We start from the raw sequence: 26,003 nt of genomic DNA on the forward strand, positions 1-26,003 counted from the left end.
TACATCCTTCTGTTTAGACCCCACCTTTTCCGTTATAATATCTGGCTTGCTGTTGATATTGAACAGCAACGGTTCGGGGCGTAGCGCAGCCTGGTAGCGTACTTGCATGGGGTGCAAGGGGTCGTGTGTTCGAATCACACCGTCCCGACCAAATATAAATGCCATTTCTAATTAAGAGTGGCATTTTTTATTTTTACCTCCTCCTTCTATCTGATAGATTCGATTACTATGACCATTGATCATCAGCCATCAATCCTATCATTGAACTCATCCTTGAGTACTGTTGATTACCCCGCTTCATTTCCACTTGCACGACGATTGCAACGCAATATTCATTTTCATCTTGGGCCTACTAATTCCGGCAAGACTTATCATGCTTTGCAGATTTTGCAGCAGGCAAAGTCTGGTGTTTATCTTGCTCCTTTGAGATTGTTGGCGATGGAAATCAGGGATCGCCTCCATGAAGCTGGCGTGCCCTGCAACCTTATCACCGGTGAGGAACGGGATATCATTCCCGGTGCCCAGCACACGGCTTGTACGGTAGAGATGATGCATTCTGGTCGTGAGGTGGATGTTGCCATCATCGATGAGATCCAGATGTTGCATGATGCAGATCGTGGATATGCATGGACTGCGGCGTTGGTGGGTGTTCCAGCTAAAGAGGTGTTCGTTTGTGGTTCAGATGCCGTGACGGATGCTTGCTTGCGTGTCATTGCAGCTTTAGGCGAGCGCTATGATATAACTCGGCTAGAACGTAAGACGCCATTACTGCTAGAAGAGTACTCTATCTGCGGGTCTCAATATAACCGCTGGCGATTGAAAGGAAAATTGCAGAAAGGGGATGCGGTCATTGCTTTTTCGCGCAAGGATGTTTTGACCCTCGCGGCCCGTATCCGACAGTGGGGTTTTGGTGTTGCGACGATCTATGGGGCTTTGTCGCCTGAAGTCAGGCGTACCGAGGCGCGCCGTTTTGTCAGTGGCGAAGCAGATGTTTTGGTGGCGACCGATGCTATTGGGATGGGACTTAATCTGCCTATTCGGCGCGTGGTATTTTCTGCCATTCATAAGTTCGATGGCGTTGCCAGCCGACCCTTAGGCGCGACTGAAACACGTCAGATTGCTGGCAGGGCGGGTCGGTATGGCATATACGACATCGGGTATGTGACTGCTTTTGAAGACGATGAGATGTTGCATCTCGAGCATATGTTGACGACATCTGATGCTGTCAATCTCGGTAAATTACCGGTTGCCCCGAATTGGCCGAATATCAGCGGGCTTTCCAACCGATTACATAATAACCGTATAGGCGAGCTTCTCACTTATTTCTGTGAACGCATCGGCATCGATAGCCCGCTATTCGAGGTAGCCCATCTTGAAGGGCAGGTGAATCTTGGTCATATCATCGATTTACACGTGCCAGACTTATCGCTTGCGCATAAATTTATCTTCTCCTGCGCCCCGATTTCATTGGATAAAAGTCACGAACTGGATTATTTCCTTCTTTGTCTCAAGGCTTTTTCAGCTAACTTAAAAAAACCTTTGCCCGCCGATACCCAATGGTTGGATTCGCGCGGAGCACAATATCTGGAGAAGGCGGAGGCATTGGGTAAAGACATTAGTCTCTATGCATGGCTTGCCTTTAAGTTTCCCCAAACCTTTATTGAGGGTGACTTGGTACCTGCCTTACGTAATAAAGTGAGTCGCTATATTGAGCAGGCGCTGCTTGTTCAGGCTGGTTATGGGGAGACTTCACGCGAGATATTCTATGACAATGGCCCGCGTTAGTTTGTTAGTGTTATGTACTTTAGCGAAAGCGTTAGCCCATCTGCTAATAGAATTAGGGAATTTTTCCCATTATCGTGCAAGGACATTGACTATAGAATGCGCGTTTCATTGATGTTTCGGAATATGAGTCTCAAATTACGTCTTAACTTGATGATCACTTTGCTGTTGCTGCTCATGATGGGTATCGGCGGCATCTCAATGGTGATGAATGCGAGAGAAGACGTGCGTGCAGAGCTTGAGTCGACATCTAAGCTGGCGCTCTATTTATTGGATGCAGAGGTGTCCAGGTATGCCGAAAATCCAAGCCGAAGCATACAAAGCCAACCTTTCAGGTTGCAAAGCCTGAGTGATCTTCGTCATTTGCGTTTGGAGTTCTATGACGCTGATGGCCATCTCAATGACACCAATGCTAGGCCCGAGCATGAAGAAAAGCTCGATCTACCACCCGCATGGTTCACCACTGCAATGGGATTGGCACCCGTCTCAGAGTGGAAACAGTCACGGCGCGTGATTATGGTGAACGGTCAGGTAATCGGCGAGATGGTGATTACGCCTGACCCCTCATACGAGCTTGCCGAAATATGGAGCGATACGCAAAGCACACTCGCTTTGGCGATATTCTTCTTCATCGCTGTCAATATCATGGTGTATTGGGCTGTAGATCGTGCTTTAAGACCTGTTGAACACATTCTCGATGCATTGAGCCAGCTTGAGCTAGGTAATCTGCGCGCTCGTTTGCCGGTCTTTAAATTGCCTGAATTGACACGCATCAGCGATAAATTCAATTTGATGGCGAATAAACTGGAAGACAGTATTCGTCGTAACCATTTGCTGGCGCAACAGTTGATTAGCGCGCAAGAGGATGAGCGCAAGAACCTTGCACGTGATCTGCATGATGAGATCGGACAAAGCCTGACGGCTATTAATGCCGATGCCAGTGCGATCTTGAATAACGACGTGAGTAATCACGCGATTAAAGCCAGCGCCGGTGCGATTGTCGATGTTGCGCGCCATGTCGTGGCCATCGTGCGGGATATGCTTGAGCATCTCAGGCCGGACACATTGAAGCTGGGTTTAAATATCGCGCTCAATGATCTTGTAGATTCATGGAAGCAGCGTAATCCGAATATTCAAACCACGCTGACGCTCTCTCATCATTTGGATGATCTCGGGGAGCTAGCACCGATTACCGTCTATCGACTGATACAAGAGTGTCTCACCAATGTCACCAGACATTCTGCGGCCCATCATCTGGATATTCAGGTAGATCGCGATCAACAGGGGTTACTTGTCACAGTGATAGATGATGGATGCGGATTCGAGCAGGATAAATTAGTAACAGGATTCGGCCTGGCAGGTATGCGTGAACGGGTTGAAGGGCTAGGGGGCGCTTTTAATCTTGAAAGCAGCCTGGATAAAGGTACGCGAATCGTTGCCAAGGTGCCTGTTTAGGAAAAGGGTAGGGGATGAGTGAAGATGTCGTAAGGGTTCTGTTGGCAGATGACCACGCTGTGGTGCGCTCTGGCTTATGCCGCTTACTTGAACAAAAACCCGGCCTTGAGGTAGTCGCTGAGGCTGAGAGCGGTGAAGAGGCTTACCAGATTTTTGGCGAGCATTTACCTGATGTCACTGTGATGGATCTGTCCATGCCTGGCATGGGCGGGCTGGAAGCAATGCGACGTATCATCGCTAGGTATCGCACTGCAAGAATATTGATATTCTCAATGCATGAGAATGTTGCATTTGCTATGCAGGCACTGAAAGGTGGTGCCCGGGGGTATGTGACCAAGACCGGTGCTTTTGATGAACTGGTGACGGCTGTACGTGAAGTCGCGCAGGGGAAGACGTTTATTAGTTCGTCCATTGCTCAAAAGATCGCATTACAAAGTCTGGTTGGAGATACTGATGTCATTAATCAGCTATCTCCCCGTGAGTTCGAAGTATTCCGCTTATTAGCGGAGGGCAAGAATTCAGATGAGATATCGGATCTACTTAAAATCAGCCAGAAAACGGTGGCGAATTACCACACGATGATCAAGCAGAAGCTCGGCTTATCCACTGCAGTCGACATGGTACGTTTTGCCATCAAACATGGGTTGATTGAAGGCTAAACTACGTCTGCAAGATTTGTCATATCTGGTGCAAAAGCGGTAGTGTTTCTTGCATTCAACTGATGTTCGTCATCTCAGTCACTGCTTAAAATATAATGAGGTTTTTTATTTAAATCTGAATTATATGTTTTCAAATTATTGATTTGAATAATATATTTTCTTGAATTTCTCTAGGTTTACAATTATTTACGCTTGCCATGGATAACCTAGGCACGTGAGTTGCATATAATCTCAAGTCAACTTAATCAAGTGTTTAGGCTAATGGAAAATCAACCCTCGAATATTGAACTTGAATTCTCACAAAAATACGATAAATCACATTCCGAACAATATCTAAAAAAACATCAAGATGGTTTTGCCAGAAAGCTATCTCATTGGCGTGACAATCAGCTTGCAAGAAAAGCGCTCCAACAAGCAGGTTATCCTAAAATCGTGCTCGATCTACCATCAGGCGCTGGCAGATTTTGGCCTTTATTGGCTGAAGATACTGATCGTGAAATACTCGCTGCCGATAATTCGGCTGATATGCTGGCTGTTGCCAAGGCAGCCCAGCCTTCTCATGTAGTGGCTAGGGTTAAGACTTTTCAAACCTCTGCGTTCGATATTAAACTTCAAGATCAGGCCGTAGATTGCATATTCAGCATGCGTCTCATGCACCATATTGCGGATAGTCAGCATCGGCTTGCCATGCTGAAAGAGTTCCACCGTGTAACGCGCGATACTGTGATTTTGTCGTTATGGGTAGATGGTAACTATAAAGCAGAAAAACGTAGAAAACTGGAAGCAAAGAGACCTGCAACTGTTAACAACAACCGCTTTGTTATTCCACGCGCTGTAATTGAGAGCGAATTTATACAGGCAGGCTTCGACGTGGTCAGCTACCATGATTTCTTGCCTAAGTATGCGATGTGGCGTGTATACGTGTTACGTAAACACCCTAAGTAAAGAGGTTGACCTGAGTGAATAAACCGCGAGAGTAAGGCAAAAAAATGGCCAGCATCAAATGCTGGCCTAATACTATGGAGTTATCAGTTTGGAGATGACAACTGAGTCTAGTGTACTCAACAAGATTATTTAGCCGTGAGAGAGGCTGTCATGATTTATACGGGAATTATTCACGACTTACGTTTTGATGATATTCAGGCGGATTGCCAGTAGCATGAGTTGCGCTGAGTTCTCCACATTCAACTTTTGCCTTAATCGCGTTTGTACATTGGCTATCGTTTTATAATCCAAGTGTAGCGAAGCTGCGATCTCTTCCACCGATCGGCCTTGTGCTAACAAGGTGAATACTTCGAATTCTCGTGAACTTAAGATATTGAGTATGTCGCCACCGCTGATGTTATGAACGGCAACCTGCTGGGCGATGTCATGGCTGACATATTTGCGGTTATGCGCGATAGCCATCACAGCTTCAACCAGCACTTCAGGTGCGCTCGCTTTAGTCACATAACCGAAGGCACCCGCCTGCAATGCGCGGGTGGGGAATATGGCATCATCATGCATGCTAAATACAAGAACGCGGGCGTTTCTATCGCGCGAGATGATGCGGCGTAATGCTTCAAGCCCGCCCATACCAGGCATGGATAAATCGATGATCACTACATCGGGATCGGTCTCAGTATAAAGACGATAGGCTTCTTCTCCACTATCGGATTCAGCTACTACCTGAATATTCGATTTTTCTAATAGATGCCTATAGCCTTGCCGCACAACGGCATGATCATCTACCAAAAGTACGCGTACTTCACCCTGCATTAAAACTCTCCTCAAACTGCTTGATGGGGATGTGCGCATTGATATTTACACCTTTCCCCGATTCACTGGATATATCGAATTTTCCGCCTATGCTCTTGATGCGCTCCCGCATCCCTACCAGACCAAGGCCTTTGTTTGGTTTACCGAGATCCATGCCCTGACCATCATCTTGAATCTGGATTGCCAGCGTTACATCGACCAAATTTAGGTTGACCGTGATCATTGACGCGTTGGCATGACGCGATGCATTGGTCAGGCCTTCCTGAATGATGCGATAGGTATTGATGGCGATATGTTCATCCAAACTATCTAGCGGGCCGGTCATATTCAATGCATAGGTGCTGGCTTCATCAGGGCTGCGCCACGTGCTGACAAGATGGTTAATCGCTGCTGATAGGCCTAACTCATCAAGCGCCACAGGTCTTAAGCGATGCATGATCTGCCGTGCTGACCTATAGATATGATCTGAGTGCGAGATGATGCGTTTTGCGAGTAGGGATGCATCATCAGGTAGACCATCGGTCTTTATGATGTTTGTGGTATCCGCTTTGATGGCATTCAAGTATTGACCCAGATCATCATGCAGATCACGCGCGATGTTACGGCGCTCTTCTTCCTGTAGGTCGAGGGCATGGCGTAATAGGTAATTATTCTCTTTTAGCAGTTCTGATATTTCAGACTCGGCCATCTTTAGCTCAGTCACATCGGCTGCAAAAAGATGCAGGGATGTAAGCATATCGGCCTCATCAAAATGACCAACGGCGCGTGCGATGGCTTTTGTGCGTTTGCCATAAATGCCGATGATGCTTAGTTCACCGATATCCGCTTTTTTCGCGAGTTGGATGCGACTCACGATGTTTTCCCAAGAGGTTTCTTTTTTAAAGTAATCCGTTAGATTGCTGCCTAGTGCCTGTTCTGGGCTGCTGATTTCCAGAAACTGTGCGAATGATGGATTGCACATCAATATCAAGCCTTGCTTTGAGACAACCGCATTGCCTGCCAGATTTTCATTGAACAAGGTTTGAAACTGGATCCGTTCTGAAATCAGTTTTTTTTCTATCTCCAAGCGGCGGGTAATTTCTTGATTTGCTTCTTGCCAGCGCCGCCATGCGAACCAGCAAAGCGTGATGGCAGAGATCAATAGCGAGTGAGGCATCTCATCGAAGTTATAGTGATCCGCCGTTTGTTGCGTCCACGCGGCGATGCGTTCTGAAATATCGAAATAGGCGGATACACCAAAGGCGATAAGAAAGGTAATCGGTACCCAAGCGAACTCACGTAATACGCGTTTTCTGTTGCCGAGGTAGTCAGGAATGGTTGGGAACAAAGACTTTGGCATAAAGTCCTTGAGTATGTATGGTTACTTGGGTATATGCCTAGCGATAAGCTCCTGATGGCAGCAGGGATTATTTCCCTTAATTGTTTCAATATGTAATAAAAATAACAATTTGTAATAAGTGAATTTTTCCCCTGTTAAATGTGAATGGCACACCTCGTGTGATTAGCCAAGGTTTGCGATAGTTTGCCTCGCTCAAAGCCGAATGGATTTGGGTGGAGGGAGTAGGACTATATCAACACATGAGGAGGATTCCGAGATGAAGTCAATAATAACAGCCGCAGGCTTTGGTGCTGCGAGCCTGGCGTTGACTGCGATGTTTCCGGCGGCAGCTTTTGCTGCCGATTCACTGGAAGCATTGCAAGCAAATTCAAGCAACTGGACGATGCAAACGGGCGACTATACTGGTCAGCATTACAGCAAACTTTCACAAATCAATACCGGTAACGTCAAGAATCTAAAGGCGGCCTGGTCGTTCTCGACCGGTTTGCTGCATGGTCACGAAGGTGCGCCATTGATCATTGGCGACATGATGTATATCAACACGCCATTTCCTAACAATACATTCGCTTTGAATCTGGCTGAGCCAGAGAAGATCGTATGGCAGCACAAACCTAAGCAGGATGCCTCTGTTAAGTCGGTGGCTTGCTGTGACATCGTGAACCGCGGCCTTGCGTATGACGATGGTCGAATCTTCAAAACGCAGCTTGATGGTCACATGGTGGCTTTGGATGCTAAGACAGGTAAAGAGCTTTGGAAGATGGAAAACTGTGACCCTGCAGTTGGTTCTACCATCACACAGGCGCCATTTGCGGTTAAGGGCAAAGTCTTGGTCGGCTGTTCAGGTGCTGAGTTGGGTGTACGTGGTTATGTAACGGCTTACGACCAAAAGACAGGTGAGATCATCTGGCGTTCTTTCGCGACTGGTCCTGACAATGAGCTGAACCTTTCAAAAGACTTCAATAAAGATAATCCTCACTACGGCCAGTTCGGTCTTGGTACCAAGACATGGGAAGGCGAGGCCTGGAAAATCGGGGGCGGTACTAATTGGGGTTGGTATGCCTATGACCCTAAACTGAACCTCTTCTACTATGGTTCAGGCAACCCGGCACCTTGGAATGAGACGATGCGTCCTGGCGATAACAAATGGACGATGACTATTTGGGCACGTGATGTGGACACTGGCGCTGCAAAATGGGGTTACCAAAAGACGCCTCATGATGAGTGGGATTTCGCTGGTGTGAACCAGATGATCCTGACCGATCAACCTGTCGATGGCAAGGTCACCCCTCTGCTAACCCACGTTGACCGTAACGGCATCATGTACACATTGAACCGTAATACCGGTTCTATCGTGCAAGCTGCAAAAGTTGATCCTGCCGTGAATGTGTTCAAAAAAGTGGATTTGAAGACTGGTCTGCCAGTTCGCGATCCAGAGTTCAGTACACGTATGGATCATAAAGGTACCAATATCTGTCCTTCTGCGATGGGTTTCCATAACCAAGGTCTTGATGCTTACGACCCGGATAGCCGTACGTTCTTCTTTGGCTTGAACCATATCTGTATGGATTGGGAGCCGTTCATGCTGCCATACCGTGCTGGTCAGTTCTTCGTTGGCGCCACGCTGGCGATGTATCCCGGGCCAAATGGCCCGACCAAGAAAGAAATGGGGCAAGTCCGTGCGATGGATGGCGTGACGGGTGCTGTGAAGTGGACCAAATGGGAGAAGTTCTCAGTTTGGGGTGGCACATTGGCAACCAAAGGTGGCCTGGTGTTCTACAACACACTCGATGGCAAGATCAAAGCGCTTGATAAGACCAATGGTAAGGAACTTTGGAACTTCAAGATGCCTTCTGGCGCAATCGGTGCACCAATGTCTTATTCATATAAAGGCAAGCAGTTCGTTGCTACTAACTATGGTGTAGGCGGTTGGCCCGGCGTTGGTCTGGTATTCGACCTGACTGATCCAAGTGCTGGTCTTGGTGCTGTAGGTGCTTTCAAAGAACTCCAGAACTATACCCAAATGGGTGGTGGTGTGATGGTGTTTGGTCTGTAAGTTGATGTGAAATAACCGCCAATGCTTTGATGGTGTTGGCGGTTCTATCGAATGTTAGAAAAGACATGTTAAAGGAAGTCGATGCAATGAAACCGATCCAATTAAGTCTGGCTAAGCTAGGTCTGCTGCTAGCGACAAGTATCTTTGTGATGAGTAGCAATGCGATTGCTGCTGAAGATGCCAAAGATGGAAAAGAGCCATTAAGGATCTGTGCAGGGGAGGATGAGTTGCCCTATTCGAACACGAATCTTGAAGGGTTTGAGAATCGGATCGCAAAGGTGCTGGCGGATGAGCTGGGGCGCAAAGTCGAATATGTGTGGTGGAAAGATGCGCGTTATGTCGTACGCGATTTTCTGGACAAGGATAAATGTGATGTGGTCATTGGCGCGGATATTAATGATCCCCGCATGGCGACGACCTCACCGTATTACAAATCAGGTTATGTCTTTATTTATAAGAAAGATAAAGGTGATCTGGGTCTGACCGATTGGAATAGCGAGTATCTGAAGAATCCAAAAACGCAGATCGGCTGGATTCCTGAAACACCGCCAGAAGTCATGCTGGTGCAGATCGAACGTTTTGTGGATATGTTCCAGTACAAAGCTGAGATATCGAATTACAAATCTCCGCGCAATCATTACATCAAATACGACCCATCGCGGGTAGTCAATGATGTCTTGAATGGCCGCGTGGATGTTGCCGTGTTATGGGCACCAGCCGCTGCCCGTTATGTGAAGCAATCAAGCGTGCCTTTGGTAGAGAAACTGGTTGTTGATAACGCCAAAAAATCCAACGGTGAGAAAGTGCCGCACCAGTTCTCAGTCAGCATCGGGGTACGTAAGTCAGATACCGAGCTTGAGTCGCAGCTGGAGCGCGCATTGGTGAAAAGAAAGAATGACGTCGACGCTATCTTGCGGGCAGAGGGGATTCCTTTGTTGCCTATAGAGAAAGCAAAGTCGGTGAGTGAGAGTTTCGTTAACGGTAGTAAGGGGTAATAGTGATGAGTAAAGGGCATAAGCTGATGGTTTTGTCAGCGTTGTTAGCCGCAGTGGTGTCTGCCATGGCCATGGCAGATGATTTGATATTCAGAGGGACGATATCGGGCGAGATGCTTGATTTTAGCGGTTTGAGTGAAGTTGAAACGCCTGCTGTGAAGCAGTTCAAGCAGACGGGTGTTAATCCCTATAACAGCAATGCTGAAATAATCCACCATGGCGAGAGTCTATTCTCGACAGCTTGCTCTGGTTGTCATGGACATTTGGCCGAAGGCAAGCTGGGGCCAGCCTTGTCGGATGATTATTGGACTTATCCAAAGAACATGACCGACAAAGGGTTGTTCGAGACTATCTTCGGTGGTGCAGAAGGCATGATGGGTCCCCAGCGTGGCCGTCTTACGCAGGACGAGATGTTGCAGATCATGAGCTGGGTACGTTCTATCTATACCGGTGATCCTGATAAAGCCAAATGGATTACCAATTAACAATTAATTCGATTGATTTAGATCCTTTTCGCGATATGCGCCTGGCCTTCGCGAAGAGATTTTTAACTGCCAGGGATTCGGAGGAAATAAAATGCAAAGTAAGAACTGGTTAAAGATTAGCCTGATGGGCGCCGTGGTATTCGCCTTCTCAGCGAGTGCATTCGCATATGACGGACAGAACTGTAAAGAGCCGGGCAATTGCTGGGAACCGAAACCTGGTTTCCCGGACAAAATCGCTGGATCCAAGTACGACCCTAAGCACGATGCGGTAGAAATCAGCAAGCAAGAGAAGGCTATCAATGCCATGAACGAGCGTAATGCTAAACGTGTTGCCAACCTTAAGGCCACTGGTACGTTCAAGTACGACGTGAAGTAAATCATTCGGGCAACGTTCCTCTCCCTTTCGTTGCCCGGATGTTTCTCCCAGTGGCGCGACAGCAAATATCTGTCGGGTTATTTCAATTCCGCCGTATTGCAGGCTACATATTTCCCAGTATGTCCGGTAGTTGGCCAAGCTGATGGTGATACTCCATGAACCAGACGAATTCCGCACTTGCTGATTGGCAGCATCGTGCATTTGCCTTTGAACAGGCCATCAACCATGTGACCCTAGGTCAGGAACATCCAGTCAGGCAGTTACTTGTCGCTTTGTTCGCCCGAGGACATGTGTTGCTTGAAGGTGATGTAGGGGTAGGTAAGACAACATTACTGCGCGCTGCTGCCCGTGCGCTTGGCGGCGCATATCAGCGTGTAGAGGGCACGGTTGACCTGATGCCATCTGACCTTATCTACCACACTTGGATAGATGACACCGGCCAGATGCGTATCGACCCCGGCCCGCTGTTGGCAAAAGGCGAAGACCTCTCCGTATTTTTTTTCAATGAGATTAACCGTGCCCGCCCGCAGGTGCACTCTCTCTTGTTACGAGCGATGGCCGAACGCAGTGTCACTGCATTCAACCGTGAGTATTTCTTCCCCCATTTTCTATTATTCGCCGACCGTAACCGTGTAGAGAAAGAAGAAACCTTCGAGTTGCCCGGTGCCGCCCGTGACCGTTTCTTTATGGAGATATTGATCGAATCTCCCACGGACAATGTGTTGCGCAAACAGTTAATGTTCGATACCCGTTTTCAGGATACCGATCATTTGATCTCCAGCGTTCCTGAAGCGGTCTTGCCGTATGCTGAGCTTAATCAGGTGGCAGCGAATATACAGACTTCTATTCAGGCTAGCCCTACCTTGCAGGAATATGCTTTGCAATTATGGCAGGCGACTGTGACGCCAGGCCAGTATGGCGTGCAATTGTCTGATATCGATATGAGCAATCTGGTGCTTGCAGGGGCGAGCCCGCGCGGTATGGGTATGTTGATGCGCGGTGCGCGCGTGGTTGCATGGCTGGCCGGCCGCGATTACCTGTTGCCGGAAGATATCCGTGCTGTGTTTTACGAAATCGTCGCACATCGGGTCTTCTTCCAGCCGGTATATGAGCTGAATCGGGACGTTGTCGCGCCTGCGTTGATGGCCCAGATACTGAATCAGGTAGCTGCACCTTGACCGCAGGTAGCCTAGTGGGCCCAGATCAAATGGTGGAACGAGATAAATTGGGCCGCGCCAATGAGTTAATCCATTATCGGTTGGATTGGCGTACATCAGGCGTGCGACCCGGTGCGCATGTGGGTCGCATGGCAGGCAATGGTGCGATATTTCGCGGGCATGGGTTATTGATCGACCATCCCGATCCAAGAAGAGTTGATCTACGGGCAACAGCGCGAGACCCGTATCGCCGTATGTTGGTGAAAATATTCCAGCAGAATGCGGCTATTCCTGTATGGGTTATTGCCGACTGGTCCGCCTCTATGGGGTTTAGGGGCAATATCAATAAAGCTGCACAGATTGCCGAGATCAGCGATCAGCTCGCATGGTCTACTTGGCGAATGGGTGACAGGCTAGGTTTTGTTGCATGCAATGAGCGTGTTAACCGCGACCTGTTTGTGCCCCCAAGATGCAGCCGTCGATTAGGTATGGAGATACGTCAGCGTATCGCAAGTGCTCCCCCGCCTTCTGGCAGTGCCGAGGGATTAAATCTAGCGGCGAATGCCATAGGGCGAGAGCGGGCGCTGGTATTTCTCATTTCGGATTTTCATTTTTCAGTAGCTTCACTCAAGACTATCTTGCAGTCACTTTCCCATCACGATGTCGTTCCTGTTGTCTTGTGGGATCAGGCGGAGTTCGCCGACCTGCCTGATTGGGGTCTGGGGCGCGTGCGTGATTCAGAGGGCAGCCAGGAACAACTATTGTGGTTTCGGCCGTCACTGAAGCGCGATATCGCAGCTAGTTACGAGCGACGCAGGCAAGAGCTGCGAAGTGTCTGCCAAAACTTTGGCCGTGCTCCCTTTTTTGTTACAGGGCGATTCCATGCCAGTGCGATGACGCGTTATTTTTTGGAGCCTTTGCGTTGCGATTAATCCCATTTATTCGATGCCTGCTTTTGTTATCTCTTGCATGGGCGAGCATAGCGGCTGCAAGTGATGTCAAGGTAGAAAGCCATCTACGGCCAGGTGGATATTTCGTCGGCGATGTCATCAATGAATCCATCATGATCCAAGGGCCTGCAGGCGCTGTGCTGGCGGAAGACTCACTGCCGCGCTCAGGGGAAGGTCAATGGGTCGAGTTACGCGACATGAAAGTCGTCTCCGCAAATCCAGAGCAAGGGCATTACACCTTACGGTTGACCTGGCAGATATTCAAGGCAGTGAGGGAGACGCGAAATATTGCCATCCCGGGGTTCTCAGCCACCATGCACCTTGGTAAGGAGGCATTGTCAGTCAACGTGCATGAACGGCAAGTCATGGTATCTCAATTGCTGCCTATTATGCTTGACCCAATAGCAGCGACTTTACAGGCAGATGCGTTACCGCCAAAGATATCTTTAGTCGTGATGCTACGCGCGATGTCATTTGCTATTCCCATTTTTATCATCACTTCACTGTGGCTGTTGTGGCGATACGATATGCGGCCTTTTAGATGGTTGCGAGGCGGTCCATTCACACAAGCTTGCCGCCTGCTTACCCGAATTCGTAGCCGCAAGATTGAAAACGCTGAGGCCTTTGCCATTGCCCATCATGCATTGAACGCTTCCGCAGGCGGTGCTGTGTTTGCTGGCGATATTGGCAAACTATTGCAGTCGAAACCTGCGCTGGCTGTCATGAAAGATGAGATCGCCGAGTTTTACCGACAATCCAACCTGTTATTTTTCGCATCAGATCAAGTCACTTGGGATGTAACCATGGTTAGAAAGTTCTGCCTTAAAGGGCGTGCGATCGAGAGAGGGCGAAAACCATGAATGCAGATGCTTTCAACGCTATAGGGTTCGATTCACCCATGGTGCTTTGGATATTGTCACTGCTGCTGGTGCCATTCTTTTTGCACGGGCAGCGCCTGTTCGATTATCCGGCCATAATCCTTCTGCCCGTTGACTGCACATCAAGATGGATCGAGCGTACCCTCAAGTTACTGGGCATCATCATGATCTTGGGGTTGGTCATGGGCATGGCGGGGCTGCATTTGAAGCAGTCTGAGATAGAGCGTATCGGGCATGGCGCCCATATCATGATGGTGCTTGATCGAAGCGCCAGTATGAATGACGACTTTGCCGGGCGTTACATCAGCAAGCCTGCGGATCAGTCACTTTCTAAGAGTGCTGTCGCACGCGATGTGATCGCGCAGTTTATTGAGAGTCGCAAGCAGGATCTGGTCGGGCTCATCACATTCAGCACCTCCCCTGTGTTTGTCGTGCCGCTAACACATGACCAAGAGGCGCTGAAGTCGGCGCTGGCTAGTGCTGATGTAAAAGGCATGGGGTTCACGGCGGTCGCACGTGGTTTGGGTATGGCGCTTGATTACTTTAAGGGTAAGCCCGTCACCGGTGCACGATTGATACTACTTGTGTCTGATGGCGGTGCCCACATCGACAGCCAGACCCAAGACCAGATCAGGACATGGTTTGCACGTGAACATGCCGCCTTGGCTTGGATATACATACGCGGGGTGAATTCCCCCAGTATTTTTATCAAACCGGAAGATGGTGACGATTCAGCCAGTGCGCCCGAGTATTTTCTGCATGAGTATTTCAAGACATTGAATGTTCCCTACCAAGCCTATGAAGCTGAGAACCCCACAGCACTCAAGGCCGCGATGGAGGATGTTGGTCGCATGCATAACCTGCCTTCCCATTATTTTGAAAAACAACCGCGACGCGACCTAGCAGGGTGGGGTTATGCCATAGCACTTATGGCACTTGGGCTACTGATCACGGCTAAGCGAATGGAGATCAACACATGGCACGCATGATCTTTTGGCGGGATATTCTGGCTTGGGCCATATTGACGGTCACCTCTATTGTTATTCTAGGGTGCGGGTGGTACTGGTATCAGGCATCCCAGATTAATCAGGCATTGAGCGACCCTCATCAAGTTGTCACTAACCAATCGATCATGAATGCGCCTGAAATCAGGTTTCTCACAGCACAGCAGGCGGCTAATAAAGAAGATACGACCAAAGCACTCAGCCTTTATGGTGAATTGGATCGCGATGTCCCCCGCGAAATATCAGCATTAGCCAAGTACAACATGGGCAATATCTATCTCCAGACAGCGCTGACAGCATTGCGCGAAGAAGGAGCGCTTGCCTATAACGAAGCCTCACCCCTGCTTGCAATGGCAAAAGAAAGCTACCGGCAATCCTTGAGATTGGCACCCGAATACTGGAATGCGCGCCACAACATGGAATTGGCGCAAAGAGCCAGCCCTGACCTGACACCGGGGATACGTAACGAGCAGGAGCAGGATGAGACGGAAGAACTCAAAACTTCCACGGAACGTGCATGGCCGACTATCCCCGGTTTTCCCAAAGGCATGCCGTGAAGAAATGGAGGTTGGTACGCTGGGTACACCCGCTATGGGAACATCATCCGGCACTTTTTCTATTAATGGCTGCAGCCATTATGTTGCTGCCTGTATTTTTACATCCATCAATACCCATGCCACGCAAGGTCTATTCTGTTGTGTTTGTGGTCGATATTACCCAGAGCATGAATGTGCGGGATGCAGGGGCTGCCGGTCGGTCTCGCCTTGAGTTTTCACGGGCAGCAGTCAGGGATGCATTAAGTAGTCTGCCTTGCGGCTCAAATGCCAGCATTGGCTTATTTACTGAACGTGATGTCTTGATGTTGTTCAAGCCGCTTGAGGTGTGCGCACACTTTGCTGTGCTCGATGAAGCAGCCGAAAATCTTGACTGGCGTATGGCATGGGCGGCAGATTCGTTTATCGCTCACGGGGTATTTCGGGGTATTGAAGAAGCAAAAAGAATCGGTGCCAGCACCTTGGTGTTTTTTACCGATGGCCATCAGGCACCGCCAGCAAATCCTAAATATATGCCCGAATTCGATGGTAAGCCCGGCGAGATAGGCGGGCTCGTCGTAGGTGTAGGAGATGTCATCCCGCAAGAGATACCGCACCTGGATGAGCACGACACCATCACCGGATACTGGACAGAGGACGAAGTCATGCAATTTGCGACATTCGGCATGGCAGATGTTATGTCGGTGCTGGAGATGGAAGGCTACCACGGGCGTAATGCACCGCATGGTGCTGATCCGGGACATGGCAATCACGAGAATCTATCTGCCTTGAATGAAGATGGCTTGCAAAAGCTAGCCAAAGTCACAGGTTTGACTTATATGCATCTTGAGCAGACAAAAAAACTGCCCCCAGCACTTAAGCAATCTGCTGTAGAACGTAAATGGGTGGCGACAGATATACGACCTGTCTTTGGCATGGCATCCCTGTTGTTATTCATCGCGTCGTTCTTTATGGTCGAACGACCTAGCCTATTTAGGGAAATATTCAATGCGCACCGCCTCGTGCGTAATGTATTTCCTAATCAACGATTTTCAGTATTCCATTTTATCCAAGTAATTTTATCCAAGTACAAGAAAGGTACGTCATGAAGAAAATCCTATCGTTAATCGCTATGTTGCCGCTGGTCTGTTTTGCACACGGCCCGACACCGCAAAAGGCTGAAGAAAGTATCGTGATCGATGCTCCCTTGGCCAAGGTTTGGGCGGTAGCGAGTGACTTTGGCGCTATTGCAAACTGGCACCCGGCATTGCAAAAATCGACCGGTGAAGGTGGTCATGCGTCTGGCGCATCTCGCACGATGAATTTTAAAAGTGGTGGCGTATTGAAAGACGAGCTGGATGATTACTCAGAATCTGAAACGCGCTATGCTTACCGCATGGGGCGAGATGTCGATATTACTGCCTTGCCAGTAAGCTCCTTGAATGGTCGCTTTGAGTTGACCGCGAATGCTGAGGGCAAAACAGTCGTCACTTGGAAGGCACGTTTCTATCGCGCATTTACTGGCAATGAACCACCTGCGGGGCAGGATGACGAATCTGCGGTAACCGGTGTGACAGCGTTCTTTCAAACAGGCTTAGCTGGTTTAAAGGCGAAAGTTGAAGCTAAATAGAGACTGATGGCGGTGAATATCGCTTATAAAATCAATTCGGGAATTATTCCCATACTATTTCGGGAGGTAAGGCGTAGGGCGTAAATGTTCAAACCGCTTATAGTGTGTTCCATGCAAGCTGTTATGTGTAACTGATCTGGAAATTCAGGTTATAGCTCATCTACCGTGTTCATGCATACTCCATAGATATCTCAACCAGGCACTTTGTGTCTGGTTTTTTTTTGCCTTTTAGGTCTATCATAATGGCATGTGTTGTTATGTCATGTTTGCCAGATAATAAAGAGGCCTTATCCATTGAGTCATTCCTCAGAAATTCTTGAGTTATTTAACGTAATGACCCTAGATGTATCCGATGAAGTATTCCTGATTGATGCTTTATCCATGCAAGTCATCAGTGCTAATAAAAGCGTAGCAGAGCATTTTGTTTGTGATGTCGATAAATTAGATATCTATGATTTGAAAACCCTATTAGGCATTGACCAGTCTGTGCTGATTGAATATCTCAATAACCATCGACAGACAGCCAATCTTTTTACGATTGGAAAAAAGGTTGGAGAGCAGAACTATATATATCAGGATGATCGATTAAAGGTATTGCTTGTCCGTATTAATCAGCAAGATTACTTGATTGCCACAAAAAGCAGCTGGGCTACTAAAAAAGCCATGCTACAGGCACTGGATGAAAGCGAGTCACGTTTTCATGCAATCGTCTCTAATACTCCTAGCTTAGTATTTCAATTTCGTTTTGATGAAGATGGACATATTGTATTCATCTTCTTAAGTGAAGCCTGCAAAGCTTTGCTTGGGCTGATGCCTGAGGTACTTAAGAAAGTGCCCGCAATGTTCTCAGAGATGATGTTGCCTGAAGACCGCACGTCTTTTGAAGAAAGTATCACCCTCTCTGCGAGTGAGTTGACCGTATTGAATTGGGAAGGCCGCATCTGGATCGATGAATGGCAAGATACGAAATGGATCAACCTGCGCTCTAGTCCAAGAATCTTGAATGATGGAGCTATTCAATGGGAAGGCATCATGACCAACATCACGCAGAGCAAGAATGAAAAGCATGAGATTGAGCAATCACGTCAGCGGCTAGCAGAGCTATCGGCTCATATGGAGCAGATCAAGGAGCAAGAACGGCAGAGGATAGGCCGCGAGATCCATGATGATCTGGGTGGAAACCTCACCGCCATCAAAATAGGTCTTTCATCCATCGTTAAACGCATCAAGCCAGACCAGACCGAGTTGCTTGAAAAAGCCAAGCAATTGGAAGGTATCGTCGATAATACCTTTGAAGCAGCACACCGCATTTCTGGCGATTTAAGGCCAAATATCCTAGAGCTTGGCATCGTGGCAGCTATTGAATGGCAAACCAAGGAATTTGAGAAGCAGATCGGCGTCACATCAGTATTCACCTCTAATCAACAAGAACTTTCTGTAACGCAGGATCAAGCGATTACCCTGTTCCGCATATGCCAAGAGGCTTTATTTAATATCGCCAAGCACGCGAAAGCCAAGCTGGTGAAAGTTGCACTCACCGCAGATGAGAGGGAAATCACGCTAGAAGTCGTGGATGATGGCATAGGCATAGAACCAAGTGATATGCTAAAAGCGAATTCATATGGGTTACGTGGGATGTCAGAGCGGCTGACACTATTGAATGGCAGCTTTAATATTCAGCGTGCAGCAAAGAGCGGCACGCGTATTGTGGTAAAACTCCCTTGTGAAACGGTACATTAGGATGCAATCTGTTAATGGATAATAAAAAGATAAAAGTGATTCTGGCCGATGATCATGCCATCTTACGGCAGGGGCTGGCGCAGATTCTGGCTGAGACAGACGATATTGAAGTGATCGCTCAGGCAAATAATGCTTCAGAAGCCATCAAACTTACCACGAAGACCGATGCTGATGTGCTCGTGCTCGATATTTCCCTGCCTGATCGTAGCGGGCTTGAAGCGCTTAAGCTGATTAAGCGTAATAATTACCACTTGGCAGTGCTTATGCTCTCCATGCATCGAGAAGACCAGTATGCGATTCGATCTTTAAAAGCAGGCGCGGCCGGGTATCTTAGTAAACAAAGCGCATCATCAGAGTTGGTGAACGCGATTCGCATCGTGGCAACTGGTAAAAAATTCATCACGCCCGAGGTTGCAGAGGCCTTGGCTAACCAAGTCGGCATGGAGTCGGATGCGCCAGCGCATGAATCATTGTCTGATCGTGAGTTCCAGACACTGACGCTGATTGCATCCGGATTATCTGTTAGCGAAATCGCGCTTAAATTATCGTTATCAGTGAAAACCATCAGCATGTATCGCGCACGCTTACTTGAGAAGATGAAGCTAAAGCACAATGCTGAGCTGACACATTATGCGATTAAGAATCATCTTGTAGATTGATTTTTAGGCCTAATATATTGATTAAGACTATTTTTGCCCAGCTATTAGGCTTTTTGTATTGGCCAAATGTTGAATAAGATAACTGCTTATCCCCTACATCGTTTTAACGCATTCTTTAACGCACTTTTTAACGAATCTTGGGTAATTGACTTTTCATGACTGAAGAAACTGTACAGCCTATCCCCCAATCATCTGCGGAGCTTGCCCAAGAGATATTGCGGAAGCTACATGAAAAGAACATAGAAGCGACACCAGAAGCGTACGAGGCGATGTATAACGAGCTTACTGGTGTTAGGCACTTCGAGGTTAAGTTTGACGTGGCCATGTTGCGCATGGCACGGCTGCTCGCCAAAACCGGTACTGATAAAGGCTTGAGGCTGGCATCTGCGATTGAGAACGATGATTGGGCAAAATTCAGTAATGAAGTGGTAGATTTGGTCAAAGCATCTGTAGCCGAAACACCTAAAAGCACGCCGTTCTCTGCATTTGGTGAAGATACGCAGTCAACACGCTTTTGGCGTGACCTGCTTTCAAAAACCATGACTTTGACCTTGCCGGGTCTATTGCATGCTGAACCCACTTTGGCTAAGCGCGCCGAGCGTTTAGGCAACCAAGTGAAAGAGGCAACCCTTAGGCAAGAGATGGTTGCTTTATCTCTTGAGATGAAGAGTCTGTATTTTCATATCAATTTATTTGCAGAAGAGGCGTCCGGAAAAAATAAGGCATTTATTAAACTGCTCTATTTATTAATGGAAAGTGTCCTTGTTTCTTTGGACTCAAAAAGCTGGATTACAAAAGAAATCTACGATTTTCAAGCGATGTTAAAAGAACCGTTAGACCAGAAACAAATGGAAAAAGTATCTCAACATATACGAGATATTGTGTTGAAGCAGAAGGATTCGTAAATAAATTTTTAATAAAAATATTTATTATCAATAAGTTAGGTTTTATTTAATTATTTATTAAAGGTTTTAACGATTGGAGCCGTCATCAGTTACACAACGTGCCTGTGTTTTCGGTGAGTTGAGAAAAACAAAGTTAGCGTTTTATTAAACTTTCTCAAAACACTACCGATAATAATTTCAACAGCCTCGCATTTGAAGCAAAGCTGAAGGCAACACGGATGTAATTGAAATTTAACTTTAAATTGAAGGAGAATTAACATGGCTTCAGTAATTAACACCAACATCGCTTCTTTGAATGCTCAACGTAACCTGAGCTCATCTCAATCAAGCCTGAACACTTCCATCCAACGTTTGTCATCAGGTTTGCGTGTTAACAGTGCAAAAGATGACGCTGCTGGTTTAGCGATTGCAACACGTATGGATGCACAAGTGCGTGGTCAAACAGTTGCGATCCGTAATGCGAATGACGCGATTTCTTTCTCACAAGTTGCTGAAGGCGCTTTGGGTAAAGTAACTGATGCATTGCAACGTATGCGTGAATTGGCTGTTCAATCTGCCAACGGTACGAACACTTCTGGCGACCGTGCCAACTTACAAGCAGAGTTTGCGCAATTAACTTCTGAAGTTACACGTTTGGGTACTGATACCAAGTTCAACGGTAGTGCCGTATTCGGTGCAGCGATGACTTTCCAAGTGGGTGCTGATAACGGTCAAACTATCGTAACAACAGCGGTAGCTGCTTCAACGATCACAGGTGATATCAGTACAGATACTGGTGCTAACACTGCACTAACTGCGATTGATACTGCGTTGACTACTGCCAATACGAACCGTGCGACACTGGGTGCGATTCAGAACCGTTTTGAGTCCGTGATCTCTAGCTTGCAAATCTCTGTTGAGAACCAATCTGCTGCTAAATCACGTATCCTGGATGCTGACTACGCAGTAGAAACAGCTAACCTGACACGTACACAGATCCTTCAACAAGCAGGTACAGCGATGCTGGCACAAGCCAACTCCTTGCCAAGCAGCGTGTTGACACTGTTACAAGGTTAATTTAACGGTAATACATGAAGCGCTACCTACAGGATGATTAATCATCCTGTAGGCATTTAAAAAAGGAGGGTTGAATATGTCGATTTCAAGTTTAGATGCATACAGTGCGGCTAGAGCAATGGTTTCGGCTTCAACTAGTGTTAAACCAACTCAGACTGCGACACCTACACCACCGCCGACTAGCCAAGTAGCTGCTGTTACTAATGTGCCAGCAACACAAAGCAAGCCTATCAGTGATGAAGAGTTATCAGATGCAGTGCAAAGTATCAATGAGTTTGTAACCCCGGTGGCGAATAGCATTACGTTCTCTATCGATAAGGATACTGGTAGAACTATTGTGAAAGTAATCGATAAACATACGCAAGAAGTCATCAGGCAGATTCCGGATGATGAAGTATTGGCAATATCAAAGGCGCTGGATAAGTTACAAGGTTTGTTGCTAAAGCAAACGGCGTAATCACTGTTTTAAGGATACGAATATGACTGCTATTACCTCTACTACAGGTGTTGCCTCTGGCCTCGATGTCGATGCCATCGTAACCGCGTTGGTGACGGGTGAGTCAGGTACGCTGACTAAGCTGACGCAACAGCAGACCGCTTACAATGCTAAAGTATCCGCATACGGTACGCTTACCAGCGCACTTTCTACTTTTCAGACTGCGATTGCAAAATTATCGACTGCATCGGGATTCAATTCCTTACTTGCAAAAGCGTCAGATAGTAGTGTTTTTACTGCAACTGCAACTAGCAACGCGACTGTAGGTAGCTATAGCGTCAATGTCTCTCAGCTAGCTCAGCAACAAAAACTATCTTCAAGTGGTTTTGCGTCAACTAACAGTGCGATTGGTTCTGGTACGCTGACGATCTCATTCGGTAGTTATGACAGCGGCACCAATACATTCTCAGCAAATGGTGCTGGCAGCACTACTTCTATTAATATCACGTCAGGCAATAACACTCTCTCAGGTGTACGCGATGCAATCAATGCCGCGGGTGCGGGGGTAACAGCTACCATCATTAACGATGGTTCGACCAATCGGCTGGTGGTGACATCAACTGCAACAGGTACGAGTAATTCGATCAAGATCGACGTGACAGATAGCGATGGTAATAGCACTGATTCTACAGGCCTTTCACAGCTTGCTTATGACCCAACAGCGACTGTTGGCAGTGGTAAGAACATGACTGAGAAACAGGCGGCTAAAGATGCGCTACTGACGATTGATGGTATTGCCGTGACTAAATCCAGCAATACCATTACAGATGCGATCGATGGGGTTACCTTGAAGCTTGTGAAAGAAAGTGCTGGCAGCAATGTATCGCTTGATGTGACTAAAGATACAACAACAGTGCAAGCCTCCGTGCAGGCTTTTGTCGATGCATATAATGCGCTGGATAGCAAGATCAGGACATTAACCAAATTCGTTGCCGTTGATTCAACCAGTAACGGTGAGTTATTGGGCGACTCAACCGCGCGTGCTATCTCTACCCAGCTAAAAAGTATCATGACGCAGGCTGTGACAGGTGCGGGTTCTTACACGAGTTTGTCACAGATCGGGGTGGCATTCCAGAGTGATGGCACCTTGAAGTTGGATACGACCAAGTTAGCAACAGCGATGGATAGTAATTTCAGCGATATCGCCGCCTTATTTTCTACAAGCAGCACCAGTACTGATGCACTTGTGAAAGTGACAGGAAACAGCACAAGTACAAAACCAGGATCCTATGCCGTCAATATCACCCAAGCAGCGCAGCAAGGCTCATTGTTGGGCAGTAGTGGCCCAAATCTTAATATAGTCGCTGGTGTGAATGACCATTTAGACCTCAATATTAGTGGTGTGAGTTATGGCATCAATGTAGCCGCTGGCAGTTACGCAAATACGGCAGACCTGATTGCAGCTATTCAGGCAAAATTAACCGCTGCTGGCGCAAAAGCTTCAGTGAGTCTAGATAGCGGTGCGCTCAAGATCACGACTACTAATTATGGTGCGAGTGAATCCGTTGCGATTACCGGCGGAAATGGCGCAACAGATCTTTTCGGAGGTAGTCCAACTGCTGTGGCTGGACTGGATGTAGCCGGCACGATTAATGGAGTAGCAGCGACTGGTACTGGTCAAAGCCTAGTGAGCACTTCCGGTGATAGTACCGGCTTGATCGTGAATATTACGGGCGCTACATTGGGTAGCCGCGGAACAGTTACTTACGCGCAAGGCGCCGCTTACAAGCTGAATCAGTACGCTCAGCAGATGTTAGGCTCAGATGGGCTGATAGAGGCACGTACCGATGGATTAGCCACTTCTCTTGATCGTATTGCAGACCAGATAGATGAGCAAAATGTCCGGTTGGCAAAAGTCGAAGCGCGTTATCGCGCACAGTTCGCATCTCTTGAAACATTGATTAGTAGTATGCAGACAACCAGCAGTTACCTGACACAACAAATCGCGCAATTTAATGCTAACTCTAAATAAGCTAATAAGGAGTCGAAATCATGTTTGGATCAAATAAAGGCATAGGCGAATACGCAAGAGTCGGGATTGAGACCGGCGTTGCCGCCGCCAATCCACATAAATTGATCGTGATGCTATATGACGGTGCGATCGTTGCATGTCGGTCTGCCATTATGCCGATGAAAGAGCATGACATTGCACAGAAAAGTGCGTTGATCTCCAAGGCGATCATGATTATTGAAAGCGGTTTAAGGTTAAGCTTGGATAAAAAAGCAGGTGGAGAAATCGCTGAAAGTCTTGATGCGCTATATGCTTATATGAGTAATCGCCTATATATCGCTAATTTAAAGAATCAACCTGAGTTGATTGAAGAAGTGATCAAGCTGTTAGTTGACTTGAAGGGATCGTGGGAGGCGATCGGCCAATCGGCACAAACAAAAAGTATAAATCCAGAACCGTATTATGCTGTTGCAGGAGCCTAATAATGGGACAAAACACCACCGTAGCGATTTATGAGTCTGTTGCAAAGATCACCAACCAGATGTTGTTGGCTGCCCAGCAGCAGAATTGGGAAAAGCTTGCCCAGTTAGAGCTAGATTGTGCGGCTTATGTGAAGAAATTACAGAATAGCGATGAAGAATCTTTGAGTGGTAGGGCACTTGAGCGTAAAGTAGCCAGCTTGAAGAAGATTCTTGAAGATGATCGAGAGATTCGTAACCTCGTCAACCCTTGGGAAGACAAGATTGCCAAGATCATCAATACAACGCATTTTGATAAGAGGCGTCGCCATCATTCTCTACAATGATTTAGTGCAATAGTATGATTAAACTACCAGACATGATCAGCGTGCAGCCGATGGATAAGGTCACGCCGATTTTGCCTACGGTACGGATCGCCGATGCGATCCAAGACCTTGATTTCCGCGCGACGCAGTTACTCAAGGGGCAGGATTATTATGCGCATGTCCTATCAAAAGTCGACGATAAGACCTTTATGGTCAAAGTCGAAGGCGCCATTCTTAAAATGGACCTTAGTAAATCCACCACGGTAGGTCAGACCCTACTGCTCAAATATATCAATGATGCCCCTCAACCGACATTCATGCTAGTGCAGCAGAATGTCACCGCACCGAAGAACGAGGCAAATTTAAGTCCCACGGGCCGTTGGATAGACCAAAAGCTTAAAGAGGCCGAGAAGCAGGGTGTAACAGCGCAATATGTTTCTGATGATGTGGTGACTAATACACCTAAGACACCGCAAGTGGTAGCGCAGGAATTAAAAAACGCATTGACGAATAGCGGCTTGTTCTATGAATCGCATCTACGTGATTTCGTTGAGGGCCAGCGTACGCTTCAAGCTGTGATGCAAGAGCCGCAAAATCAGCCGAATGCGCCCACGACTGCGCTAATGGCACAGCAGTTGGCCATTCTTGAAAACCAGCGACTAGTATGGCGCGGTGAGGTATGGCCGGGTCAGATGATGGATTGGGAGGTTGAGCGCCGGGATGAGAGTAGTAATGAAGATCAAGCAGCATCTTCATCGCAAACCCCTGAGCAGCCGCCTATCTCCAGTGTAATTGTTCTGCATTTACCTAAACTCGGTAAAGTGTCTGCGCGTATTCGTATCGCCAATGATCAGGTGCAGGTGAATATCTCGGCTCTAAATGCGGTCACATTAAACAAACTTAAAGTGCAGAGTATGCATTTGGTCAATGCTTTTGAGCTACATGGGCAAAAGCTTGAAGCGTTAACGGTAACTGCGGATGAGTAAAGCTGCTTCATCACATCAGCAAGCGGTCGCGTTAGCTTACGTGACAGGAGATCTCGCACCGAAGGTGGTAGCAAGAGGGCGGGGTGTGATTGCTGAACAGATCATCGCTAAAGCCAAAGAGCACGAAGTGTTCGTGCATGAATCAAAAGACTTGGTGGCTTTATTGATGCAGGTAGACTTGGATGACCATATTCCAGCTGCACTTTATCAGGCGATCGCCGAAATCTTGGCCTGGTTATACCATGTTGAGAATAATGAAAGTCCGGAAAATATCTATAAAGGCGATGAGAAACCATCAGAGCCCCAATACAACACGATACCGCAGCCTTTGCTCTTGACTGAGGAAAAGTAATCTCGTCTGGGCGTATTGTC

The 26,003-nt window shown here is 47.5% G+C and carries 27 protein-coding genes and 1 tRNA gene; 26 read left to right on the plus strand and 2 right to left on the minus strand.

What is annotated here, in order from left to right:
* Positions 1 to 74: 74 nt before the first annotated feature.
* The 5 genes from A7981_RS10945 to A7981_RS10965 all read left to right on the plus strand — a co-directional run bounded on the left by A7981_RS10945 (position 75) and on the right by A7981_RS10965 (position 4,841).
* A tRNA-Pro gene (locus A7981_RS10945) sits at positions 75 to 151 on the plus strand.
* A gap of 77 nt (positions 152 to 228) precedes the next feature.
* Entirely contained in the window at positions 229 to 1,785 is a 1,557-nt protein-coding gene (locus tag A7981_RS10950; RefSeq protein WP_067268100.1) for a DEAD/DEAH box helicase, read from the plus strand.
* Between the two features lie 123 nt (positions 1,786 to 1,908).
* The gene (locus tag A7981_RS10955; protein ID WP_067268103.1) at positions 1,909 to 3,237 is read left to right on the plus strand and encodes an ATP-binding protein; all 1,329 of its coding nucleotides are present in this window, start codon (positions 1,909 to 1,911) and stop codon (positions 3,235 to 3,237) included.
* A gap of 14 nt (positions 3,238 to 3,251) precedes the next feature.
* A complete protein-coding gene (locus tag A7981_RS10960) occupies positions 3,252 to 3,896 on the plus strand; it encodes a response regulator transcription factor (protein WP_067268105.1) in 645 nt (214 codons plus the stop codon).
* 261 nt (positions 3,897 to 4,157) lie between these two features.
* The gene (locus tag A7981_RS10965) at positions 4,158 to 4,841 is read left to right on the plus strand and encodes a class I SAM-dependent methyltransferase (RefSeq protein ID WP_067268108.1); all 684 of its coding nucleotides are present in this window, start codon (positions 4,158 to 4,160) and stop codon (positions 4,839 to 4,841) included.
* 177 nt (positions 4,842 to 5,018) lie between these two features.
* On the opposite strand, the gene A7981_RS10970 is transcribed toward A7981_RS10965, so the two are convergent.
* The gene (locus A7981_RS10970; RefSeq protein ID WP_067268111.1) at positions 5,019 to 5,654 is read right to left on the minus strand and encodes a response regulator transcription factor; all 636 of its coding nucleotides are present in this window, start codon (positions 5,652 to 5,654) and stop codon (positions 5,019 to 5,021) included.
* The gene (locus A7981_RS10975; RefSeq protein ID WP_067268113.1) at positions 5,644 to 6,993 is read right to left on the minus strand and encodes a histidine kinase; all 1,350 of its coding nucleotides are present in this window, start codon (positions 6,991 to 6,993) and stop codon (positions 5,644 to 5,646) included. The genes A7981_RS10970 and A7981_RS10975 overlap by 11 nt, the downstream gene beginning before the upstream one ends.
* Before the next feature lie 256 nt (positions 6,994 to 7,249).
* Here A7981_RS10975 and A7981_RS10980 point away from each other — a divergent pair, with 256 nt between their 5' ends.
* The 21 genes from A7981_RS10980 (at position 7,250) to A7981_RS11080 (ending at position 25,983) form a co-directional block, all read left to right on the plus strand.
* Positions 7,250 to 9,046 (plus strand): methanol/ethanol family PQQ-dependent dehydrogenase, encoded by a 1,797-nt coding sequence (locus A7981_RS10980; protein ID WP_067268116.1) that lies wholly within the window; start codon positions 7,250 to 7,252, stop codon positions 9,044 to 9,046.
* Positions 9,047 to 9,132: 86 nt separating this feature from the next.
* Positions 9,133 to 10,041, plus strand: coding sequence for a methanol oxidation system protein MoxJ (moxJ, locus tag A7981_RS10985; RefSeq protein WP_067268350.1), 909 nt, complete (start codon positions 9,133 to 9,135; stop codon positions 10,039 to 10,041).
* Positions 10,042 to 10,046: 5 nt separating this feature from the next.
* The gene (moxG, locus tag A7981_RS10990; RefSeq protein WP_067268118.1) at positions 10,047 to 10,526 is read left to right on the plus strand and encodes a cytochrome c(L), periplasmic; all 480 of its coding nucleotides are present in this window, start codon (positions 10,047 to 10,049) and stop codon (positions 10,524 to 10,526) included.
* A 91-nt stretch (positions 10,527 to 10,617) separates the two neighbouring features.
* Positions 10,618 to 10,902: a methanol dehydrogenase [cytochrome c] subunit gene (locus tag A7981_RS10995; RefSeq protein ID WP_067268121.1), complete on the plus strand. Its 285-nt coding sequence runs from the start codon at positions 10,618 to 10,620 to the stop codon at positions 10,900 to 10,902.
* 155 nt (positions 10,903 to 11,057) lie between these two features.
* Positions 11,058 to 12,080 carry a MoxR family ATPase gene (locus tag A7981_RS11000; RefSeq protein ID WP_067268123.1) on the plus strand — a complete coding sequence of 341 codons (1,023 nt, stop codon included), beginning with the start codon at positions 11,058 to 11,060 and terminating at the stop codon, positions 12,078 to 12,080.
* Positions 12,077 to 12,991 (plus strand): DUF58 domain-containing protein, encoded by a 915-nt coding sequence (locus A7981_RS11005; RefSeq protein WP_254258562.1) that lies wholly within the window; start codon positions 12,077 to 12,079, stop codon positions 12,989 to 12,991. Before A7981_RS11000 ends, A7981_RS11005 begins: the two co-directional genes overlap by 4 nt.
* A complete protein-coding gene (locus tag A7981_RS11010; RefSeq protein WP_067268126.1) occupies positions 12,982 to 13,869 on the plus strand; it encodes a hypothetical protein in 888 nt (295 codons plus the stop codon). The genes A7981_RS11005 and A7981_RS11010 overlap by 10 nt, the downstream gene beginning before the upstream one ends.
* A complete protein-coding gene (locus A7981_RS11015) occupies positions 13,866 to 14,876 on the plus strand; it encodes a VWA domain-containing protein (protein ID WP_067268128.1) in 1,011 nt (336 codons plus the stop codon). The genes A7981_RS11010 and A7981_RS11015 overlap by 4 nt, the downstream gene beginning before the upstream one ends.
* Positions 14,864 to 15,448, plus strand: a complete 585-nt coding sequence (locus A7981_RS11020) for an MxaK protein (RefSeq protein WP_067268131.1) — start codon at positions 14,864 to 14,866, stop codon at positions 15,446 to 15,448. Before A7981_RS11015 ends, A7981_RS11020 begins: the two co-directional genes overlap by 13 nt.
* Positions 15,409 to 16,533 (plus strand): vWA domain-containing protein, encoded by a 1,125-nt coding sequence (locus A7981_RS11025; RefSeq protein WP_254258563.1) that lies wholly within the window; start codon positions 15,409 to 15,411, stop codon positions 16,531 to 16,533. The genes A7981_RS11020 and A7981_RS11025 overlap by 40 nt, the downstream gene beginning before the upstream one ends.
* The gene (locus A7981_RS11030; RefSeq protein WP_067268135.1) at positions 16,530 to 17,054 is read left to right on the plus strand and encodes an SRPBCC family protein; all 525 of its coding nucleotides are present in this window, start codon (positions 16,530 to 16,532) and stop codon (positions 17,052 to 17,054) included. The genes A7981_RS11025 and A7981_RS11030 overlap by 4 nt, the downstream gene beginning before the upstream one ends.
* Before the next feature lie 333 nt (positions 17,055 to 17,387).
* Positions 17,388 to 18,794: a sensor histidine kinase gene (locus A7981_RS11035; RefSeq protein WP_067268137.1), complete on the plus strand. Its 1,407-nt coding sequence runs from the start codon at positions 17,388 to 17,390 to the stop codon at positions 18,792 to 18,794.
* Between the two features lie 14 nt (positions 18,795 to 18,808).
* Positions 18,809 to 19,453 (plus strand): response regulator transcription factor, encoded by a 645-nt coding sequence (locus A7981_RS11040; protein WP_067268139.1) that lies wholly within the window; start codon positions 18,809 to 18,811, stop codon positions 19,451 to 19,453.
* Between the two features lie 155 nt (positions 19,454 to 19,608).
* Complete coding sequence (locus tag A7981_RS11045; protein WP_067268140.1) at positions 19,609 to 20,358, plus strand: hypothetical protein; 750 nt, start codon at positions 19,609 to 19,611, stop codon at positions 20,356 to 20,358.
* Between the two features lie 258 nt (positions 20,359 to 20,616).
* Positions 20,617 to 21,414, plus strand: coding sequence for a flagellin (locus tag A7981_RS11050; protein ID WP_067268141.1), 798 nt, complete (start codon positions 20,617 to 20,619; stop codon positions 21,412 to 21,414).
* 76 nt (positions 21,415 to 21,490) lie between these two features.
* Positions 21,491 to 21,871 (plus strand): flagellar protein FlaG, encoded by a 381-nt coding sequence (locus tag A7981_RS11055; RefSeq protein ID WP_067268142.1) that lies wholly within the window; start codon positions 21,491 to 21,493, stop codon positions 21,869 to 21,871.
* A 22-nt stretch (positions 21,872 to 21,893) separates the two neighbouring features.
* Positions 21,894 to 23,882 carry a flagellar filament capping protein FliD gene (gene fliD / locus A7981_RS11060; protein ID WP_067268143.1) on the plus strand — a complete coding sequence of 663 codons (1,989 nt, stop codon included), beginning with the start codon at positions 21,894 to 21,896 and terminating at the stop codon, positions 23,880 to 23,882.
* Between the two features lie 20 nt (positions 23,883 to 23,902).
* Positions 23,903 to 24,343 (plus strand): flagellar export chaperone FliS, encoded by a 441-nt coding sequence (gene fliS, locus A7981_RS11065; RefSeq protein WP_067268144.1) that lies wholly within the window; start codon positions 23,903 to 23,905, stop codon positions 24,341 to 24,343.
* 2 nt (positions 24,344 to 24,345) lie between these two features.
* On the plus strand, positions 24,346 to 24,666 hold the full coding sequence (locus A7981_RS11070) for a flagellar protein FliT (protein WP_067268145.1): 321 nt from the start codon (positions 24,346 to 24,348) through the stop codon (positions 24,664 to 24,666).
* 14 nt (positions 24,667 to 24,680) lie between these two features.
* Entirely contained in the window at positions 24,681 to 25,631 is a 951-nt protein-coding gene (locus A7981_RS11075) for a flagellar hook-length control protein FliK (protein WP_067268147.1), read from the plus strand.
* Positions 25,624 to 25,983: an EscU/YscU/HrcU family type III secretion system export apparatus switch protein gene (locus A7981_RS11080; protein WP_082889304.1), complete on the plus strand. Its 360-nt coding sequence runs from the start codon at positions 25,624 to 25,626 to the stop codon at positions 25,981 to 25,983. The genes A7981_RS11075 and A7981_RS11080 overlap by 8 nt, the downstream gene beginning before the upstream one ends.
* Positions 25,984 to 26,003 lie beyond the last annotated feature (20 nt).

The organism is Methylovorus sp. MM2 (assembly GCF_001648895.1).
Classification (GTDB): Bacteria; Pseudomonadota; Gammaproteobacteria; order Burkholderiales; family Methylophilaceae; genus MM1.

Bases quoted from the DNA above. Each gene is read 5' to 3' on its own strand.
- A7981_RS10975 (WP_067268113.1), bottom strand. From the start codon at position 6,993: ATGCCAAAGTCTTTGTTCCCAACCATTCCTGACTACCTCGGCAACAGA.
- A7981_RS11035 (WP_067268137.1), top strand. From the start codon at position 17,388: ATGACCCTAGATGTATCCGATGAAGTATTCCTGATTGATGCTTTATCC.
- A7981_RS10980 (WP_067268116.1), top strand. From the start codon at position 7,250: ATGAAGTCAATAATAACAGCCGCAGGCTTTGGTGCTGCGAGCCTGGCG.
- A7981_RS10955 (WP_067268103.1), top strand. From the start codon at position 1,909: ATGAGTCTCAAATTACGTCTTAACTTGATGATCACTTTGCTGTTGCTG.
- A7981_RS11020 (WP_067268131.1), top strand. From the start codon at position 14,864: ATGGCACGCATGATCTTTTGGCGGGATATTCTGGCTTGGGCCATATTG.
- A7981_RS10965 (WP_067268108.1), top strand. From the start codon at position 4,158: ATGGAAAATCAACCCTCGAATATTGAACTTGAATTCTCACAAAAATAC.
- A7981_RS11050 (WP_067268141.1), top strand. From the start codon at position 20,617: ATGGCTTCAGTAATTAACACCAACATCGCTTCTTTGAATGCTCAACGT.
- A7981_RS11040 (WP_067268139.1), top strand. From the start codon at position 18,809: ATGGATAATAAAAAGATAAAAGTGATTCTGGCCGATGATCATGCCATC.
- A7981_RS11070 (WP_067268145.1), top strand. From the start codon at position 24,346: ATGGGACAAAACACCACCGTAGCGATTTATGAGTCTGTTGCAAAGATC.
- fliS (WP_067268144.1), top strand. From the start codon at position 23,903: ATGTTTGGATCAAATAAAGGCATAGGCGAATACGCAAGAGTCGGGATT.
- moxG (WP_067268118.1), top strand. From the start codon at position 10,047: ATGAGTAAAGGGCATAAGCTGATGGTTTTGTCAGCGTTGTTAGCCGCA.
- fliD (WP_067268143.1), top strand. From the start codon at position 21,894: ATGACTGCTATTACCTCTACTACAGGTGTTGCCTCTGGCCTCGATGTC.
- A7981_RS11055 (WP_067268142.1), top strand. From the start codon at position 21,491: ATGTCGATTTCAAGTTTAGATGCATACAGTGCGGCTAGAGCAATGGTT.
- A7981_RS10950 (WP_067268100.1), top strand. From the start codon at position 229: ATGACCATTGATCATCAGCCATCAATCCTATCATTGAACTCATCCTTG.
- A7981_RS10970 (WP_067268111.1), bottom strand. From the start codon at position 5,654: ATGCAGGGTGAAGTACGCGTACTTTTGGTAGATGATCATGCCGTTGTG.
- A7981_RS11080 (WP_082889304.1), top strand. From the start codon at position 25,624: ATGAGTAAAGCTGCTTCATCACATCAGCAAGCGGTCGCGTTAGCTTAC.
- moxJ (WP_067268350.1), top strand. From the start codon at position 9,133: ATGAAACCGATCCAATTAAGTCTGGCTAAGCTAGGTCTGCTGCTAGCG.
- A7981_RS11075 (WP_067268147.1), top strand. From the start codon at position 24,681: ATGATTAAACTACCAGACATGATCAGCGTGCAGCCGATGGATAAGGTC.
- A7981_RS10960 (WP_067268105.1), top strand. From the start codon at position 3,252: ATGAGTGAAGATGTCGTAAGGGTTCTGTTGGCAGATGACCACGCTGTG.
- A7981_RS11045 (WP_067268140.1), top strand. From the start codon at position 19,609: ATGACTGAAGAAACTGTACAGCCTATCCCCCAATCATCTGCGGAGCTT.
- A7981_RS11025 (WP_254258563.1), top strand. From the start codon at position 15,409: ATGGCCGACTATCCCCGGTTTTCCCAAAGGCATGCCGTGAAGAAATGG.
- A7981_RS11000 (WP_067268123.1), top strand. From the start codon at position 11,058: ATGAACCAGACGAATTCCGCACTTGCTGATTGGCAGCATCGTGCATTT.
- A7981_RS10995 (WP_067268121.1), top strand. From the start codon at position 10,618: ATGCAAAGTAAGAACTGGTTAAAGATTAGCCTGATGGGCGCCGTGGTA.
- A7981_RS11030 (WP_067268135.1), top strand. From the start codon at position 16,530: ATGAAGAAAATCCTATCGTTAATCGCTATGTTGCCGCTGGTCTGTTTT.
- A7981_RS11015 (WP_067268128.1), top strand. From the start codon at position 13,866: ATGAATGCAGATGCTTTCAACGCTATAGGGTTCGATTCACCCATGGTG.